Here is an 18,177-nt window from a genome sequence, read left to right as displayed (position 1 = left end):
TTCTACTTCACCATTACAACGTTCAAAATAGTTGTCAGCGACTAAAGTATAACTTGGTGCCATTGAAGTATAACTATTACCGATTTGAATAGTTTCAGCACTCGGACCTCCTTTTGGTGGACGTGGTCCAAAGTGGTTGTTCGTTATTTTATGATAATTTTTAATGCTTTGATTTCCTTCTAAATCTACTCGAACTGTGGGTCCTCTATTAGATTTACCCGTCAAGTATGAATGATCTAATTGGTTATGGCGACCATGCATTTGTACCCATAAGTCGGTTTGATTTCTTTGAGATTTATTAAAACCATCAATGACACAATTGGTTACTCGGCTATGAAAAGCTAGGTTGTCGTCATCGATTTTAAAAGCAATTACTGCTCTTGAAGGACTTTGACCGTTTTTAAAATGCAAACCTTCTACAATTAGGTGTGAGCCTCCTAATTTTAAATCGGATAATCCATTCACGATTACCGACCCTGAAGTTTCTGCTCTCAATCGGATTGGATTTTTATCTGTTCCCGCTCCAGAAAATTTAATCTGAATATCGGTCCATTCTCCATTCTTCATTATAATGTCCGTCCCAGGAGTTGCTTTGCTGATTGCATTGTTTAGTTCTTCTGCATTTGAAACTAAAATTTCATTGGTGTAAGGAGTTACAGTACAGCTAGAAAAAAAAGCAAGTAAGCTCATGCTTAACGTTACCTTTAGCGTATTTAATAAGTATGATTTCATAAAATTGGTTTACCAGTTTTGTTTTGATAAACTTAGCTATAATAAATGGCTTATCCAATTTTAAATAAAGAAGCTTTAGTTAGAATAACCTTATGGGGTATTTTTAACTATATCTTAATTATTAAATTAATGATCAAGCTTCCCAGCCACAAATCCTCCGCTCCAAGCAGCTTGAAAATTATATCCTCCAGTAATTGCATCTACATCGATTATTTCTCCTGCAAAGTATAAGTTTGAGTGTAGTTTACTTTGCATGGTTTTTAAATTTATTTCATTCAAAGAAATACCGCCACAGGTTACAAATTCTTCTTTGAATGTTGTTTTTCCAGATACTGAATATTGATCTTGTGTTAAAAGAGTACTCAACTGTCTAAATTTCTTTTTTCCAACTTCATTCCATTTTCTGTCGGTTGGGATTTTAATTTTTTCTAATAAAAACTCCCATAATCTATTCGGTATTAGAAAGGGTTTTAGGTTACCGATTCTCTTTTGTGGATTCTCTTGACTGAATTTTTGAAGTTCTTCAAAAAGAAATTCAGTATTTGTTTCGTCAACCCAATTTATTAGGATTTCAAATTTATAATTTCTCTGACTGAGTTCTCTCGCTCCAAAAGCAGAGGCTTTGAGTATTGCAGGACCACTCATGCCCCAATGGGTTATTAAAAGAGGCCCTTCAGTTTGAATTTTTGTATCTTTTATTTTTACTCTTGCTTGTTCTACAACTACTCCCATAAGTTCTTTAATAGGCTCTTTAGGCATATTAAAAGTGAACAAAGAAGGCAAGGGTTCAATAATTGTATGACCGAGTTTATGGAGCCAGTCAAATCCTTTTAATTTAGGACTCCCACCTGTTGCAATTATTACGGAGTCGAATAGAAGAGAAGGCATATCTTTAAAGAATAAATTCCATTGTTCTCCTTCTGTTTCAATTTTTTCTATATTCTGCCCTAGTTTAAGATTTACGTTGAGTCCGACCATTTCTGATACTAGGCAATCAATTATAGTCTGCGAATTATTAGATACTGGAAATATTCGTCCATCCTTTTCTGTTTTTAAAGCGACTCCTTTATTTTCAAACCACTTAACGGTATCTGTGGTGTTAAATTGGTGAAATAAGGAACGGAGTTTTTTTCCTCCTCTTGGATAGGCATCACAAAGAACAGGGATGTCTGAACAGCTATTTGTTACATTACATCGTCCTCCTCCAGAAACTTTTACTTTAGAAAGTACTTTAGATGTTTTTTCAAATAAGAGTACTTCATGATTTGGGTGATGCTCTTTAACAGATAATGCTGCAAAAAAACCTGCTGCTCCACCCCCAATAACCGCAACCTTTTTATTTGTCATACTACAGTGTAAATCTAGTTCCAGTTCGTGCAATATTGAAACCTAATTTTTTTATTTGTTTCGATTCTTTACTTTCCGGTTTTAATAATGGGTTTGTATGATTCATATGAATGAAGTGAATTTTACTTTTTTCTTTGGTTGAAAGATTTATAAACATTTCAATACTCTCGATCACGAATGGATGAGGAATTTCAGAAATGTCTCTAGCTTGTATTTCTTTACCACTAAAAAAAGTTGCATCAATGAAAGCAAAGTCAACTTTTTTGATTTCCTCAAGAATTGATTTCTCCCATTTTTCCCATTTATCGATATCTGGAATAAAAAGTGCACTTTTTTGTGGTCCACTAATTTTGTACCCTACGGTTTCAGAAAATTCATCGCGGTGAGGTACCATGAATGGGGTAACTGTTAATTCAGAGTTTAACTGTATCGGCTCCTCTAGGTTCATTAATTTTATATCGATGTTCTTATTTGAAACGAGCTGACTCCAGGGGCCGTTAGTTTCAAGAAACTTTTTCATTCTAGAAGATACATACACCGGAACTTGATCAGCATTCATAACTTCTTTCCCTAGATACATTAGTCCAGTATAATGTCCTATGTGAGCATGGGTAATAAAAATCCCTGAGGGAATTTCATTTACAGCAGCAGGGGTATAGTTTTTTAGATTTTTTAATTGAAAAGTTATGTCTGGAGTGGCTTCGAATAAATATTGTTTCTTGTTTATAGGGTCTATAACACCCAGAGAAACTACTCTTTCCGGTTTTTGTTTACCTTCAAAAATAGCTCGACAACAACTTTTTGTGCAATTGATTTGAGGACTGCCGGCATCTTGACTAGTCCCTAAAATAATCAGAGAAGCTTGAGAAACAGGAGTTTCATTTTTGTTTTGCGCAAAATTCGGAATTGTAGTCAAACAAATAATAAAATTTAAAATCCAAAAACGCATTTTTTATTTTTTATTTCCTGAATTTCAAATCTTTTTCAATAGCTTCAATCATAGTGCCAGCAATGTCTTTAGTTGAAACACCCTCGATTCCTTCCAAACCAGGAGATGAATTAACTTCTAGCAATAATGGGCTGTTTTTTCCTCTAATTATATCGACGCCAGCAACCTTTAGATTTAATGTTTTAGCAGCTAAAATTGCTATTTTTCGTTCCGTTGGAGTTATTTTTATTTTTTGTGCTGTTCCGCCTAAATGAATATTTGCTCTGAATTCACCTGGTGCAGCGGTTCGCATTATACTTTCCACTACTTTTCCATTAACTACAAAACAACGAATGTCTTTACCATCGGCTTCTTTGATAAATTCTTGGACTAATATGTTAGCTCTTAAGCTTTTAAAAGCATTTATTAAGCTTTCTGCCGCTTTTTTGGTTTCTGCTAAAACAACTCCTTTTCCTTGTGTTCCTTCTAAAAGTTTTACAATGAGAGGAGCTCCTCCTACCATTTGAATTAGATCATCAGTGTCTAAAGGAGAATTTGCAAATCCTGTTGTTGGTATTGGTAATCCACTATTAATTAAAAGTTGAAGCGAATAAAGTTTATCCCTAGATTGGGCTATAGAATCTGCATTGTTTTGGGTATAAACGCCTAATGCTTCAAAGTGCCTTGTTAGTGCACAGCCATAAAAGGTCATGCTTGGACGGATCCGTGGAATAATTACATCAAAATCTTTAAGAATGCGTCCTCCTCGATAGTGCATTTCAGGATTTTCACCATCAAGTTTAATATAACAATCTTTTATATTCAAGAACTCCATTTTGTGCCCGTGTTCTTCTCCTGCTTCAATAATTCGTCTGTTGCTATATAGATTAGGATTGCTTGCAAGTAATCCAATCTTGAGCCCAGAATATTTTTTAATGTGTATATGATAGTAGTTTTCAATCAAGGTAGGGGTTAATTTACCTAATTGAAAAGATGCTTCGGGATCGACCAACATTTTTCCAGCCATTGCTTGTCTTCCGAGAAGCATTCTATAACCCATAGAATCTCTATTGGTCAGAGTTAGGTCAATTTCCCAAGTACTTTCTGCGATTGAGATAATGGACTTTATGACATAGCGCAATTCTGATAAACCACTAGAACTTTTTACTTTTCTTTTGTCAATTACCGGAGATTCACAATGAATACTTGTTTTTCCATCATTTTGCAAAGGATGTACTTCATACCGTACCCAGGGATCACCATCTTTTTTAAAGGGGATAATATTTACAGCATGAAGTGCAGATGTTTTTGCACCAGAATCTACGCGAGCTTTAATCGCTGGGATATTTAATTGAGGTAGTCCACACCATTCTTCACTCCCTACTATTATTTTATTTAAACTCATTTCTTTGAGAATTTAATGTATGAATCGTTTTTTATTTTTAGTACCTAATTATTTACTACTCAAATGTACTCTATTTTTCGATTTTCATTGAATAATGATGAATTTTATAATCAAAAAAAAACCCTCGCAAAGCAAGGGTTTTATGACTAAGTGCTAAATTTTTTTATGCAGAAACCAAGTCACCTGAAGCTTCCTTTTTAGGAAGAGTTGAAGTCCCCATTAGGTAGGTGTCAATTTGATGAGCTGCTTCTCTTCCTTCCGAGATTGCCCAAACAATTAAAGATTGTCCTCTACGAACATCACCCGCTGCAAATATATTTGATTTGTTTGTTTGGTATTGTTTAATACCCTTAACATTTCCACGTTCATCGAAGGTTACCCCTAATTGTTCTGGTAAGGTTTTTTCTGGCCCCGTAAATCCTAAGGCTAACAAAGCCATATCACAAGGCCATTCCTTTTCAGAACCTTCTTTTTCGATTAGTTGCGGACGATCTCCAGGCACTTTTTTCCAACGTACTTGAACTGTTTTTAAACCTACTACATTCCCATCAGCATCACCAACAAATTCTTTGGTAAGAATACTCCATTCTCTATGACTACCTTCTTCATGCGAAGAGCTGGTTTTTAGTTTAAATGGCCAGTAAGGCCATGGATTTTCTTCAGTTCTGCCATCTGCTGGTTTCGGCATAATTTCAAAGTTTGTAACACTTTTCGCTCCCTGACGGTTAGAGGTTCCAATACAATCTGATCCTGTATCACCACCACCAATTACAATTACATCACGATCTGTAGCTAAGTATTGAGCTTCGCGTTCTAACTGACCATCAACAGCTTTGTTGTTGTGCGGTAAAAAGTCCATTGCTTGAACAACACCTATTAATTCCGACCCAGGAATTGGAAGATTTCGTTTGATGGTTGCACCCGCCGCTAAAAGAATAACATCAAAATCTGATTCTAATGCTTCTGCACTGATATCTTTTCCTATTTCAATATTACACTTGAATATAATTCCTTCTGCCTCAAGAATCTCAAGACGTCTGTCGATTACATTTTTTTCCATTTTAAAATCAGGAATACCATAACGTAATAAACCACCCACTTTATTGTCTCTTTCAAAAACAGTTACCGTATGACCCGCTCTATTTAATTGCTGAGCAGCTGCAAGACCTGCAGGCCCAGAACCGACAACCGCAATTGTTTTTCCAGTTCGTTCTGTAGGAGGTTGTGGTTTAATCCATCCTTCTGCAAAACCTCTTTCTACGATATATTTCTCTATCAATTCAATGGACACAGGAGGATTCGTAATCCCTAATACACAGGCTTCTTCACAAGGAGCTGGACATAAACGTCCAGTAAATTCCGGAAAATTATTTGTTGCTTGTAGTATGTGTAATGCTTTTTCCCACTGATTTTTGTAAACAGCATCGTTAAAGTCAGGAATTAAATTCCCAAGGGGACACCCACTATGACAAAAAGGTACACCGCAGTCCATGCAACGTCCACCTTGTTCTTGAAGTGCTTCATTAGAAGGTGCAACGGTAAATTCATTATAATTATCAATTCGTTTCTTAGGATCAATTACTTCTTCTTTAATCCTATCGTATTCCAAAAATCCTCTTAATTTTCCCATGGCTTAAGCGTTTAATTTATTTTCTTCTTCAGCTGCAAGCATTGCCAGTGCATTTTTGTAATCCGTTGGCATTACTTTAATAAAGTTCTTAGAACTATCTGGCCAATCCTTTAATATGTTTGCTGCTTTAGAACTGTTTGTGTAATCGTTATGGTTTTGAAGTAAACCTTGAACAGTTTCTTTGTCTTGATCTGTTAAATCTTCTAATTCAACCATTTCAAGGTTAAATTTTTTCTCATCAAATGTTCCATCTGGACTGTATAGGTAAGCAATTCCACCACTCATTCCAGCAGCAAAATTACGTCCTGTTTCTCCAAGAATTAATGCAATACCTCCAGTCATATATTCACAACCGTGATCACCAATTCCTTCAACAACTGCGGTGGCTCCTGAGTTTCTAACACAGAATCGCTCCCCAGCAATTCCATTGATATAAGCTTCTCCGGTAACCGCTCCATAAAGCGCAACGTTTCCAACAATAATATTTTCATCAGCTTTAAAAGTAGCTTCTTCAGGTACCTGTGCAATTAATTTAGCTCCAGAAAGTCCTTTTCCAAAGTAATCATTACAAGTTCCCGATACTTTCATGAATAATCCTTTTGCAGCAAATGCTCCAAAACTTTGACCAGCTGTTCCATTGAATTTAAGACTTAAGGTATCTTCTGGTAAACCAGGAGCTCCATGCATTTTTGAAATTTCATTACTTAAAATTGCTCCAACGGTTCTGTCTGTATTACAAATAGGGAACTCCAAATGTTGTTCTTCTTTTCTGTATATAGCAGGGTGAGCCGCTTCGATTATTTTGAAGTCAATTACATTTTCAAGACCGTGATCTTGTTTTTGTGTATTGTGGAGTTTAACGAGTGATCCTACTTCTGGTTTGTAAAGAATTTTCGATAGATTAATCCCTTGAGCTTTGTAATGATCAACCGCTTTTTTCATATTGATTTTTTGCGATTGTCCAACCATTTCTTTGATTGTTCTAAACCCAAGTTGCGCCATTATTTGTCTTAATTCCTCAGCAACAAAGTACATGAAGTTTATAACGTGTTCGGGTTTTCCTTTAAAGTTCTTTCTTAATTCAGGGTCTTGGGTTGCAATTCCAACAGGACACGTATTTAGGTGACAGGCACGCATCATGATACAACCAGATGCAATAAGTGGAGCCGTTGAGAATCCAAATTCTTCTGCTCCTAAAAGACATGCGATTGCTACATCACGACCTGTTTTCATTTGACCGTCACATTCTAAAACAATACGGTTACGAAGGTCATTCATGACTAAAGTTTGTTGAGCTTCAGCAATTCCAAGTTCCCAAGGTAAACCAGCATGTTTTAAGGATGTAAGAGGTGAAGCTCCGGTTCCCCCGTCGAAACCAGAAACTAAAATTACATCAGCTTTTGCTTTCGCAACACCCGCAGCAATAGTTCCTACCCCAACTTCTGAAACTAATTTTACATTAATTCTAGCTTCTCTATTTGCATTTTTTAGATCAAAGATTAATTGTGCTAAATCTTCAATTGAATAAATATCGTGATGGGGTGGAGGAGATATTAATCCTACATAAGGTGTAGAGTTTCTTACAGATGCTATGTAAGGATTTACTTTTGGACCAGGAAGTTGACCCCCTTCACCAGGCTTAGCACCCTGAGCCATTTTAATTTGTATTTCTTTAGCTGAACTTAAGTAGTGGCTTGTAACTCCAAAACGTCCTGAGGCAACTTGTTTTATGGCACTGTTTCTCCAATTACCATTATTGTCTGGTTGAAATCTTTGAGGATCTTCACCCCCTTCACCAGAATTACTTTTTCCTCCAATACGATTCATTGCAATTGCAAGATTTTCGTGAGCCTCTGCACTAATAGACCCAAGAGACATAGCTCCTGTTTTGAATCTTTTAACGATTTCTGTCCAGGGCTCTACCTCGTCAAGTGGGATAGGGTCAAAGCTAGAAAATTCGAAAAGTCCTCTAATGGTCATTAGTTTTTCAGTTTGCTCGTTTACCATTTTAGAGTAAACATCGTAACTTTCGAAATTGTTTTGGTTAACAGCTTGCTGAAGTTTTGCTATTGTAGTTGGGTTAAGCATATGAGCTTCTCCATTTCTTCTCCAGCGATATTCTCCACCTATTTCTAAATCTAAGCCAGATAATCCTTCAACATTGAATGCTTTTTTGTGTCGGCGAGAGATTTCTTTTTCAATTTCATAGAGACCAATACCTTCAATTCTGGTCGCTGTATTACAGAAGAATTTTTCAACTAATAATTCGCTTAATCCTAAAGCTTCAAATATTTGTGATCCACGGTAAGAATTAAGAGTAGAGATTCCAATCTTGTTCATAACCTTAACAATACCAGTTGCTATAGCCTTGTTGAAGTTTTCGATTGCTACTTCAGAAGAAACTCCTTTTATGTTACCTACTTCAACTTGCTCTTCAATGATTTCGTTCACCATATAAGGATTTATGGCACTAGCTCCATATCCAAATAAACAAGAAAAGTGATGTGGTTCACGAGGTTCAGCTGATTCAATTACAATTCCAAATTTTGATCTTTTTTGAAGACGTTTAAAAGAATTGTGTGTATGAGCACAAGCTAATAAAATAGGAATCGGAGCCATACTGTTAGATACACCTCGATCGGATAATATTACAATATTAGCGCCGTTGTCAATTCCTTTTTCTATTTCTAAAATTATATTGTCTAAAGCATTTTCTAAACCATTAACTCCTTTCTCAATTGGATAAAGAGTCGATATTGAAACAGTTTTATAATCTGCATGCTCTATGTATTTGATTTTATCTAAATCTTCATTTGAGATTACAGGGTTTTGAATGCTTAGTTTTTTTGCATGGTCTTCAGTTACCTCAAAAAGATTAATGTCGCTACCAATAGATAAAGAAGTATCGGTTACAATCTCTTCTCTGATACCGTCTAAAGGGGGATTAGTAACTTGAGCGAAAAGTTGCTTGAAGTAGTTGTATAGTAACTGAGGGCGATCAGATAAAACCGCTAAAGGAGTATCCGTTCCCATAGATCCAATTGCTTCTTTTCCTTGAACACTCATTGGAAGTATTAAGGTTTTGAAGTCTTCCTGAGTGTATCCAAAAATTCTTAAACGGGTATCGTAGTTTTCAGGTTCAACAGTTACATGGTTTCCTGTGTAAGGAACTTCTGATAGTTTTAAGAGGTTTTTATCAAGCCATTCTTGATAGGGACGTTCAGAAACAACTTTAGTTTTAATTTCTTCGTCTTCAATAATACGACCTTCGTCCATATTAACAAGGAACATTCTTCCTGGCTCTAAACGACCATGCTTAACAACGTTAGCAGGTTCAATATCTAAAACACCTGCTTCAGAAGACATTACAACATACCCGTCTTTTGTGACCGTATATCGAGAAGGTCTTAAACCATTTCGGTCTAGGAGTGCTCCAATATATTTTCCGTCTGTAAATGGGATTGAAGCTGGACCATCCCAAGGTTCCATAATACAAGAGTTGTATTGGTAGAACGCTTTCTTTAAAGGATCCATTGCCTTATGTTTTTCCCATGCTTCTGGAACCATCATCATCATTACCTCTGGTAAAGATCTTCCAGTAGCTAGAAGTAGTTCAACAACCATGTCCATAGAAGATGAATCTGATTTGCCTTTAAGTATAACAGGAAGTATTTCCTTAATATCATCACCAATTAAATCACTTTTAAATAACTCTTCACGCATTTGCATACGACTTGAGTTTCCTCTAAAAGTGTTTATTTCACCATTGTGACACATATATCTAAACGGTTGTGCTAAATCCCAAGTTGGGAATGTGTTTGTAGAAAAACGTTGGTGTACCAAAGCCAAACGAGTAATTACAAGTGGGTCAGATAAATCTAAGTAATAAGCTTCAATATCTTCAGGAACTAGAAGTCCTTTATAAATAAGTGTATGCGTTGAGAGACTTGGGAAGTAAAAATATTTGCTTTGTGAAAGTTTAGAAGCAATTATTTTATGCTCAGTAATTTTTCTTGCAATGAATAATTTAACATTGAACTCATGGTCGGTAAGTTCATTATCCCCTTTACCAACGAAAACTTGAGCGACATAAGGTTCAGTTTGTTGAGCAATTCTACCAACAACAGATCTGTTTACTGGAACTTGTCTCCATCCTAAAATAGATAAACCTTGTTTTTTTATTTCTTCTTCAAAAACTCGGACACAAAACTCACGTTGGTTGTCTTTTTGTGGAAGAAAAGTCATTCCAACTGCATATTGATTCGCTTCAGGAAGGCTGAAGGAGCAGTTTTTCACCATAAATTCATGTGGAATTTCAATTAAAATCCCAGCTCCATCACCTGTTTTTCCATCAGAACTTACAGCGCCTCTATGTTCTAGTTTTACAAGAATGTCTAAAGCTTTACCAATGATATCATTGGTTTTTTTTCCTTCTAAACTGCAAATAAATCCGGCACCGCAGTTGTCGTGCTCATAATCAGGGGAATAGAGTCCTTGTTTTTCTGGTAACATAATCGTTTGTTTTTTTGGTGTACCAAAAATAATGGTTTTCAGTACTTTTTAAGCTATCTAATAAGTCAAATGTTGTACGAGTTGAAAAGAATTTATTTTCTTACCCTATATTTTTAGAAATCATTAAATAATTCACTTATTTTTAGGATTAATTCAAATACTTTCGAATTGACTTTTTAGTTTTATTTAAATTTTTTAGCCAAATCTTACAATTATGCCGAAAAATCAGTCTTTTTTTGTAGTTGGTGTTATGTCTGGAACCTCATTAGACGGTATTGATTTATCTTTAGTGGAGTTCAAGTTTAAGGATAACCAATGGCGATACGATTTTATTTCCTCAAATACAGAAGATTATTCGACAGACTGGAGAGCCCGTTTAGCTCAAGCTCGATACAAAAGCAAAATTGAATTGGAAACTTTAGATTCCGAATATACTAGCTTTTTAGGGAACAAAATTCGAGAATTTATTGAATCTAATTCCAAGTATTCAATTGATTTAGTTTGCTCGCACGGGCATACAGTATTTCATGAGCCAGATAAAGGAATTACGTATCAGATGGGTAATAAAAAAGAACTCTCGGATATTGTCAATCATACTGTTGTCTGTGATTTTAGGGTCCAGGATGTGTCTTTAGGAGGGCAAGGAGCTCCCTTGGTTCCCGGGGGTGAATTTTATTTATTTAAAGAGTATGTTGCCTGCGTGAATCTTGGTGGATTTGCAAATATAAGTTTGTTGGATGGCGAAACGCCTGTTGCATTTGATATTGCTGCAGCTAACTTGGTTTTAAATCGCTTTTCAGTCGCTTTAAACTTACCCTATGATTCAGGTGGTAAGATTGCTTCAGAGGGTTTTGTCATTCCAGAATTTCTTTTAAAACTTAACGCACTTTCTTACTACGATCAAAAGCCACCAAAATCATTAGGTGTAGAGTGGATAACGGATAATTTGGAGTCTGTTTTTGAAGAATTTAAAGAGGAGTATCTTCCTGATTTGATGCACACGTATTGCGTACATTTAGCGGATCAAATCTCGAGAGTTTTACCAAAACAAGGAAAGGTTTTATTTAGTGGAGGAGGTACTCATAATACTTTTTTAATTGAATTGATCGATGAAAAAAGTTCAGCTGAAATAGTCATTCCAAGTATTGATTTGATTGATTTTAAAGAAGCTTTGATATTCGGATTTTTAGGTCTTTTGAAATATCTTAATCAAGATAATTGCTTTGCAAGTGTTACTGGCTCAAAACACAATCATTCCACAGGTGTTATTTTAAAAAAATAATAAGCTTCTGTTTGAGATTAAATTTATATTTTAGTCAGCAAAATAAATCAGTTGTCTTTTAATTTTAGAAGATATTAAATTATGTTATATGGAAATTGTATTAGTATCTATTTTTGTTTTAGGTTATTTAGCTATTACATTAGAACACTCACTTAAAGTAGATAAATTAATACCCGCTTTAGCAATGATGGCTATTTTGTGGGCTCTAATCGCATTAAATCACTTACCCGTATTTGAAGTAGATACTGCTTTAAAGAAATTAGTTCCTACCCACATTGATGAAATTTTATTGCATCATTTAGGTAAGACAGCTGAAATTATAATTTTCTTGCTAGGGGCTATGACCATTGTCGAAATTATTGATTATTTCAATGGTTTCTCTACGATTAAATCGTTTATCAAAACTAAATCCAAAAAATCTTTACTCTGGATTTTTGCAACTCTGGCGTTTATTCTTTCTGCAATCATTGATAATCTAACCGCTACAATCGTATTAATTACTATCCTTCAAAAGGTAATATCTGATCGAGATACAAGATTGTGGTTTGCAGGTTTGATTATAATTGCTGCAAATGCTGGTGGAGCTTGGTCACCTATTGGTGACGTAACCACTACGATGCTTTGGATTGCTGATAAAGTAACCACGCTTAATTTGATTAAATTCTTATTGATTCCTTCTTTAGTTTGTGTAATAGTTCCTGTATTGGTTGCTTCTATGTTACCTGCTTTCAAAGGAGAGATTGAAATCGATGAATCTGAAGACACAGAAACAATTCATAAATACGGATCTACAATGCTATATTTAGGTCTTACAGCTATCGTATTTGTTCCTGTATTTAAAACAATAACACATTTACCACCTTATGTAGGTATGATGTTTTCTCTGGCAATCGTTTCCACTTTTGCAGAAATTTTTAGTGCAGCAAAAATTAACATAACTTCAATTGATGCAGAAAGTGATTCTGCTTCTCATCATAGTCCTGTTCATAAGTCGCTTTCTAAAATAGAACTTCCAAGTATATTATTTTTCCTTGGAATACTTCTGGCAGTAGCTGCTCTTGAATCATTAGGGATGTTATTTGCTTTTGCAGAGACATTAAACACTACAATTCCAAATACCGATATTGTGATCATGTTACTTGGTTTTGGGTCTGCAGTTATAGATAATGTTCCGTTGGTTGCTGCGAGTATAGGAATGTTCTCAGAACCTACCGATAGTCCTCTTTGGCATTTCATTGCTTTTTCTGCTGGAACAGGAGGGAGTATGCTGATTATTGGTTCTGCAGCGGGAGTAGTTGCAATGGGTATGGAGAAAATTGATTTCTTCTGGTACTTCAAAAAAATATCGTGGTTGGCTTTAATTGGATTTATCTCTGGATCTATTACGTTCATGTTATTACGTGAATTTATCGCCTAGATTATACTTTAACGTCGGCTTTTTCGTTCTTTAATTAAAACCTATATATTCTAATGATTATGTCTTTTTTTATTCAAGCACCAGAAGCATTAAGAACTGAGAAAACACTTTCTTTAATCGAATTGATTAAGAACGGAGGAGTTGGAGGCCAATTGATTATAGGCTTGCTTTTTTTACTTCTTATTGTAGCCCTTTATATTTATTTTGAACGTTGGTTTGCAATTCGGTCTGCCCTAAAAATTGATGCTAATTTTATGGATCAGATTAGGAATTCTATTTCACAGGGTAAAATGGAAACTGCACAAGCACTGTGTGTTAAAGAAGATGTGCCAGTTGCAAGATTAATAGCTAAAGGAATTTCTCGAATAGGGAAGCCCTTAGAAGATATAAATACTACAATTGAAAATGCGGGTAGATTAGAGGTTTATAAACTTGAGAAAAATGTAAGTGTTCTCGCCACCATAGCAGGAGCAGCTCCAATGTTAGGTTTTTTAGGAACAGTAATTGGAATGATTCTTTCAATTTTTGAAATTTCAAATGCAGGTGGAAATATAGATATGAAACTATTGTCAGATGGTTTATATACTGCAATGACGACTACAGTAGCAGGTCTTATTGTGGGTATTGTGGGTTACATAACCTTCAATCATTTAGTGGCAAAAACATCTAAGGTTGTTTATCAAATGGAAGCAATTTCTTTCGAGTTTTTAGATTTACTTAATGAACCAGCAGCCTGATGAATCTGAAGGGGAGAAATAAAATAACACCAGAATTCAATATGTCCTCCATGACGGACATTGTATTCTTGTTGCTTATTTTTTTCATGATTGCTTCTACATTATCTAAACAGCTAGATACAATTGAGGTTAAATTGCCACAAGCTAAAGGCAAAACAGAAAATAGAAGTTCAATAACAGTATCGATCAATAAAAAAAATCGATTTTATATTGATGAAAAATCGGTTTCAAAAAGTAGTTTAGAAACACAGTTGTTAAATGTTTTAGGGACGTCAGATTCTCGTGTTATAATATTAAGAGCAGAGAAAGATGTATCCATTGAAGAGGTGGTATATGTAATGAGTATTGCAAACCAAAACTCGATCAAAGTTGTCCTAGCAGTAGACTCAAAATAAACTAGACTTATGGGTTTTCTTGATACACCACATAAAAAGAAGTCAGCAATGTTAACTAGCATAATTGCATTGTTGCTATTGCTTGTGTTTTCTTGGATTGGACTTTCATATTTTGACCCTCCTATATCGTATGGTATGGAAGTTAATTTTGGAATGGCGACTCAAGGAAAAGGAACAACTCAACCTAAAACGCCACCAAGACCCGTAGAGCAAGAAATACAACAGGAACAAATTAAAAGTTCTTTTAAGTCCCCTGAAGTTAGTGAGACCAATGTTTCAGAAGTTTTAACTCAAAAAGATAATTCAGTTCCTATAACTCCCAAAAAGGAAGTGCTTAAATCATCGGAAAATACTTCGGAGCATAATAAAAACAAAAAAGTTGAGGAAGCAAAAAAAGTATCGCCTCCTAAACCTACTGTTTCAAATTCAACAAAAAATATTTTAAGCAACCTTCTAAATAATAAAAACCAAAAGGGAGATTCAAAAGAAGGGGAAGGAGATGATGATGTTCCAGGCGATAAAGGTATGGAAGAAGGGAATCCATATGCTAGTAGTTATTATGGATCAGCTGGTCTTGGTGGCAAAGGAAATGGTTTTGGTCTAAATGGAAGAAGCTTACAAAACCAAGGTTCCGTCACGCAACAATGTAATCAAGAAGGTGTTGTTGTGGTTCGTATAACGGTGGATAAATCTGGTACTGTGATTTCTGCAGAACCAGGAGTCAAGGGGACTACAAATTCACACCCTTGTTTGTTAGAGCCAGCGAAGAAAACAGCCTATCTACACAAGTGGTTTGCTGATTCTAATGCCCCAACAAAACAAGTTGGTTTTGTTGTTGTCAAATTTAAAATAGGAGAATAGTTTTGGACACCTATGAAGAAGTAAGGGATTGGTTGTATGAACAGCTCCCTGCGTATCAAAAACAAGGAAGTAGTGCTTATAAACCTGGGTTAGAAAATATAGAAGGTTTTCTTGATTATCTTGGCAATCCTCATCAAGATTTTTTGTCAATTCATATAGCTGGTACAAACGGTAAAGGTTCAACGGCTCATATGATTACTTCTGTATTAATGGAAGCTAATTATAAGGTTGGTTTGTATACATCACCTCATTTAAAAGATTTTACCGAACGAATCCGAATTAACGGAATCGCTATTGAGGAGGGTTATGTTGTTGAATTTATAAATAAACATAAATCTTATTTTGTTGAAGCTAAGTTGTCTTTTTTCGAGTTAACTGTTGGAATGTCTTTTACGTATTTTAAAGATCAGAATATCGATGTTGCAGTAGTTGAGGTTGGTTTGGGCGGAAGGTTAGATGCGACTAATGTAATTACTCCCATACTTTCTGTAATAACGAATATTGGGTTTGATCATACTCAGTTTTTGGGGAATACTCTTAGTTCAATTGCGAAGGAGAAAGCTGGTATTATAAAAAAACGAATTCCGGTGGTTATTGGAGAAACGCAACACGAAATAGTATCTGTATTCAAAAATAAATCAAAGACTTTAAATGCTCCAATTTATTGGGCTGACCAATTACATCAGAAGAAGTACAAATCAGATTTAGTTGGACTGTATCAATCTAAAAACATTCAGACAACAAAAGTAGTTTTCGATGTTTTGGAACTCGAAGGGATCACAACAGAACATATTGAATTAGGTTTGCAAAAAGTTATTTTCAATACAGGTTTAAAAGGTCGTTGGCAACAATTACAAACATCTCCGACAATAATAGCCGATGTTACTCACAATGAATCAGGCTTCAGATATGTTGTTGATCAAATAGAAAAAATGAAATATAATCGTCTACACTTTGTTTTGGGCTTTGTAAAAGACAAGGATTTATCTTCCATATTCAATATACTTCCAAAAGAAGCAATTTACTATATAAGTACTCCAAATATAAGTCGAGCTGAAAAAATTTCAATGGTAATGCAATTGGCTGAAAAAAATAAACTGAATGTATCCTCATTTGACACAATCGATAAGGCCTATAAATCAGCTTGTAACAACTCAGAAAAAGACGATATTATTTATGTAGGAGGAAGTACTTTTGTGGTTGCTGAAATTCTTTAAAAAAAGTCTTTGTAAACAAGATAAACTATTCTATATTTGCACCCGCAAGGGCGCTTAGCTCAGTTGGTTCAGAGCACTTGGTTTACACCCAAGGGGTCAGGGGTTCGAATCCCTTAGCGCCCACAAAAAAAACCTCACTTAAAAAGTGAGGTTTTTTTATTCCATAATTTCTCTGAAGTTTAAGTATTTCTCACAGCTGGTAATTGAAATAAGTCTTCAACTCTGCAATTAATTGTTTTTGCAATTTTTAGTGCTAAAACTGTAGAAGGAATATAAATACCATTCTCTATGGCATTGATGCTTTTTCTAGAAACTTCAGCAGATATAGATAATTCTTGTTGAGTTAAGCCAGCAGATTTCCGGTATTCCTCTAGATTATTTAATAATTTTTCGTGATTTTTTCCCAAAATTATTTTTTCTCAAATTCTTCTACAGCACTGGTAAGTTCTTTTCCAGTATTTGGATATAGATATCCAGCGATTAAAACACCAATTCCGATGGTTGAAACCAAAAGTCCAATTCCTTCCAGAATTATACCAATTACCATATATCCTAGAATATACAAGCCAATTCCTACAAAAATTGTAATCACACCATTTCTGCGATAATCTAAAGGTTCTTTTTTTCGTTCCTCAAATATTCCAATGAGTTCTTCTAGTTTTGCAGGATCGTCCAAGTATTTTGATATTTCTAATACAGTTTCTCTTTTTCCTTTTCCTTCAAAGTAGAGCCATACAAATACTCCTAGTGGAATAATAATTCCGGTTAACATTCCCAAAACGGGTATGATGATATTTTGGTCCATAATTTATTTTATTAATGTAACGCAAACTTAACATTTTCATTCATGAGAAGCAAAGGTTACATTGTTTTATTTTTATAAAATAAAAAAGCCACCCAAAGAGGTGGCTTTATAATCTATTTGAAAGACTGATTAGATGTTTTTGATCATCTTATTAATTTTGGTGTATTCTTCTTCTGCTAATTCTGCATCAACAAGGATTCGACCACTATATTCATCTGTAATTATTTTCTTTCTCGAAGCTATTTCCATTTGAACCTGAGGGGGAATAGTAAAGTATGATCCACCAGAAGCACCTCTTTCGATAGGTACAATTGCTAATCCATTTTTAACACTCCCTCTAATTCTTTTATATGCTGTAATTAATCGTTCGTCTATTTTGCTTTCGAATTTTTCTGATTGTGCCAATAAATGAGTTTCTTCTTTTTCAGTCTCCTGCATGATCTCATCTAGCTCATTCTTCTTCGCAGTTAAGTGATTTTTCTTAACATCTAATTGCTCGTTAAGAACAGAAATGGTTTCTTTCTTTTGCTCGATTTTAACCTTTAATTCTTTTATTTTTTTCTCAGCTAATTGAATTTCTAACTGCTGATATTCTTCTTCCTTAACAATAGAGTTGTATTCTCTGTTGTTTCTGACATTTTTAAGTTTATCAGCGTACTTAGCGATTAGGTCATTAGCGCTTTCGATGGTATTTTTATTTTCTTTTATATCCAAATCAAAATCGTCTAATTCAGCAGTAAGGTTTTGAAGTTTGTCATCCATCCCAGCAATTTCGTTTTCAAGGTCTTCAACCTCTAAAGGAAGTTCTCCGCGTACATTTCGAATTTCATCAATTCGTGAGTCTATAATTTGAAGGTCAAAAAGTGATCTTAACTTTTCTTCTACTGATATTTCGTTTTTCTTTGCCAT

Annotated in this window: 15 protein-coding genes and 1 tRNA gene (1 of these 16 cut by a window edge); 7 read left to right on the top strand and 9 right to left on the bottom strand. The window is 34.9% G+C overall.

Annotated elements, in window-relative coordinates:
• The 6 genes from NG655_RS08215 to gltB form a co-directional block, all read right to left on the bottom strand.
• Positions 1-732 carry the 5' end (the start) of a chondroitinase-B domain-containing protein gene (locus NG655_RS08215; RefSeq protein ID WP_252158838.1) on the bottom strand. It extends 1,587 nt beyond the left edge of the window, so only the first 732 of its 2,319 coding nucleotides appear in the window; its start codon is at positions 730-732; its stop codon lies beyond the left edge, outside the window.
• A gap of 126 nt (positions 733-858) precedes the next feature.
• Positions 859-2,079, bottom strand: a complete 1,221-nt coding sequence (locus NG655_RS08210) for a BaiN/RdsA family NAD(P)/FAD-dependent oxidoreductase (protein ID WP_252158837.1) — start codon at positions 2,077-2,079, stop codon at positions 859-861.
• Position 2,080: 1 nt separating this feature from the next.
• Positions 2,081-3,028, bottom strand: a complete 948-nt coding sequence (locus NG655_RS08205) for an MBL fold metallo-hydrolase (protein WP_252158836.1) — start codon at positions 3,026-3,028, stop codon at positions 2,081-2,083.
• Positions 3,029-3,038: 10 nt separating this feature from the next.
• Positions 3,039-4,412, bottom strand: a complete 1,374-nt coding sequence (gene rimK / locus NG655_RS08200; protein WP_252158835.1) for a 30S ribosomal protein S6--L-glutamate ligase — start codon at positions 4,410-4,412, stop codon at positions 3,039-3,041.
• A 163-nt stretch (positions 4,413-4,575) separates the two neighbouring features.
• Complete coding sequence (locus tag NG655_RS08195; RefSeq protein ID WP_252158834.1) at positions 4,576-6,042, bottom strand: glutamate synthase subunit beta; 1,467 nt, start codon at positions 6,040-6,042, stop codon at positions 4,576-4,578.
• 3 nt (positions 6,043-6,045) lie between these two features.
• Positions 6,046-10,554, bottom strand: coding sequence for a glutamate synthase large subunit (gene gltB, locus NG655_RS08190; protein WP_252158833.1), 4,509 nt, complete (start codon positions 10,552-10,554; stop codon positions 6,046-6,048).
• A gap of 214 nt (positions 10,555-10,768) precedes the next feature.
• On the opposite strand from gltB, the gene NG655_RS08185 reads away from it, so the two are divergent.
• The 7 genes from NG655_RS08185 to NG655_RS08155 all read left to right on the top strand — a co-directional run bounded on the left by NG655_RS08185 (position 10,769) and on the right by NG655_RS08155 (position 16,586).
• Complete coding sequence (locus tag NG655_RS08185; protein ID WP_252158832.1) at positions 10,769-11,836, top strand: anhydro-N-acetylmuramic acid kinase; 1,068 nt, start codon at positions 10,769-10,771, stop codon at positions 11,834-11,836.
• 88 nt (positions 11,837-11,924) lie between these two features.
• Positions 11,925-13,253 carry a sodium:proton antiporter NhaD gene (gene nhaD / locus NG655_RS08180; protein WP_252158831.1) on the top strand — a complete coding sequence of 443 codons (1,329 nt, stop codon included), beginning with the start codon at positions 11,925-11,927 and terminating at the stop codon, positions 13,251-13,253.
• Between the two features lie 59 nt (positions 13,254-13,312).
• Complete coding sequence (locus tag NG655_RS08175; protein ID WP_252158830.1) at positions 13,313-13,990, top strand: MotA/TolQ/ExbB proton channel family protein; 678 nt, start codon at positions 13,313-13,315, stop codon at positions 13,988-13,990.
• Positions 13,990-14,385: an ExbD/TolR family protein gene (locus tag NG655_RS08170; protein ID WP_252158829.1), complete on the top strand. Its 396-nt coding sequence runs from the start codon at positions 13,990-13,992 to the stop codon at positions 14,383-14,385. The genes NG655_RS08175 and NG655_RS08170 overlap by 1 nt, the downstream gene beginning before the upstream one ends.
• Before the next feature lie 9 nt (positions 14,386-14,394).
• A complete protein-coding gene (locus tag NG655_RS08165) occupies positions 14,395-15,246 on the top strand; it encodes an energy transducer TonB (RefSeq protein ID WP_252158828.1) in 852 nt (283 codons plus the stop codon).
• A 2-nt stretch (positions 15,247-15,248) separates the two neighbouring features.
• Positions 15,249-16,463 carry a bifunctional folylpolyglutamate synthase/dihydrofolate synthase gene (locus NG655_RS08160; RefSeq protein WP_252158827.1) on the top strand — a complete coding sequence of 405 codons (1,215 nt, stop codon included), beginning with the start codon at positions 15,249-15,251 and terminating at the stop codon, positions 16,461-16,463.
• Between the two features lie 48 nt (positions 16,464-16,511).
• Positions 16,512-16,586: transfer RNA gene (locus NG655_RS08155), tRNA-Val, on the top strand.
• Positions 16,587-16,642: 56 nt separating this feature from the next.
• On the opposite strand, the gene NG655_RS08150 is transcribed toward NG655_RS08155, so the two are convergent.
• The 3 genes from NG655_RS08150 to NG655_RS08140 all read right to left on the bottom strand — a co-directional run bounded on the left by NG655_RS08150 (position 16,643) and on the right by NG655_RS08140 (position 18,177).
• Positions 16,643-16,870: a helix-turn-helix transcriptional regulator gene (locus tag NG655_RS08150; protein ID WP_252158826.1), complete on the bottom strand. Its 228-nt coding sequence runs from the start codon at positions 16,868-16,870 to the stop codon at positions 16,643-16,645.
• Positions 16,871-16,872: 2 nt separating this feature from the next.
• Positions 16,873-17,268 (bottom strand): DUF6249 domain-containing protein, encoded by a 396-nt coding sequence (locus NG655_RS08145; RefSeq protein WP_252158825.1) that lies wholly within the window; start codon positions 17,266-17,268, stop codon positions 16,873-16,875.
• A 129-nt stretch (positions 17,269-17,397) separates the two neighbouring features.
• The gene (locus tag NG655_RS08140) at positions 17,398-18,177 is read right to left on the bottom strand and encodes a zinc ribbon domain-containing protein (RefSeq protein ID WP_252158824.1); all 780 of its coding nucleotides are present in this window, start codon (positions 18,175-18,177) and stop codon (positions 17,398-17,400) included.

The organism is Candidatus Arcticimaribacter forsetii (genome assembly GCF_910589745.1).
Lineage (GTDB): Bacteria > Bacteroidota > Bacteroidia > Flavobacteriales > Flavobacteriaceae > Arcticimaribacter > Arcticimaribacter forsetii.
This window is presented reverse-complemented; position numbering and strand designations above follow the sequence as displayed.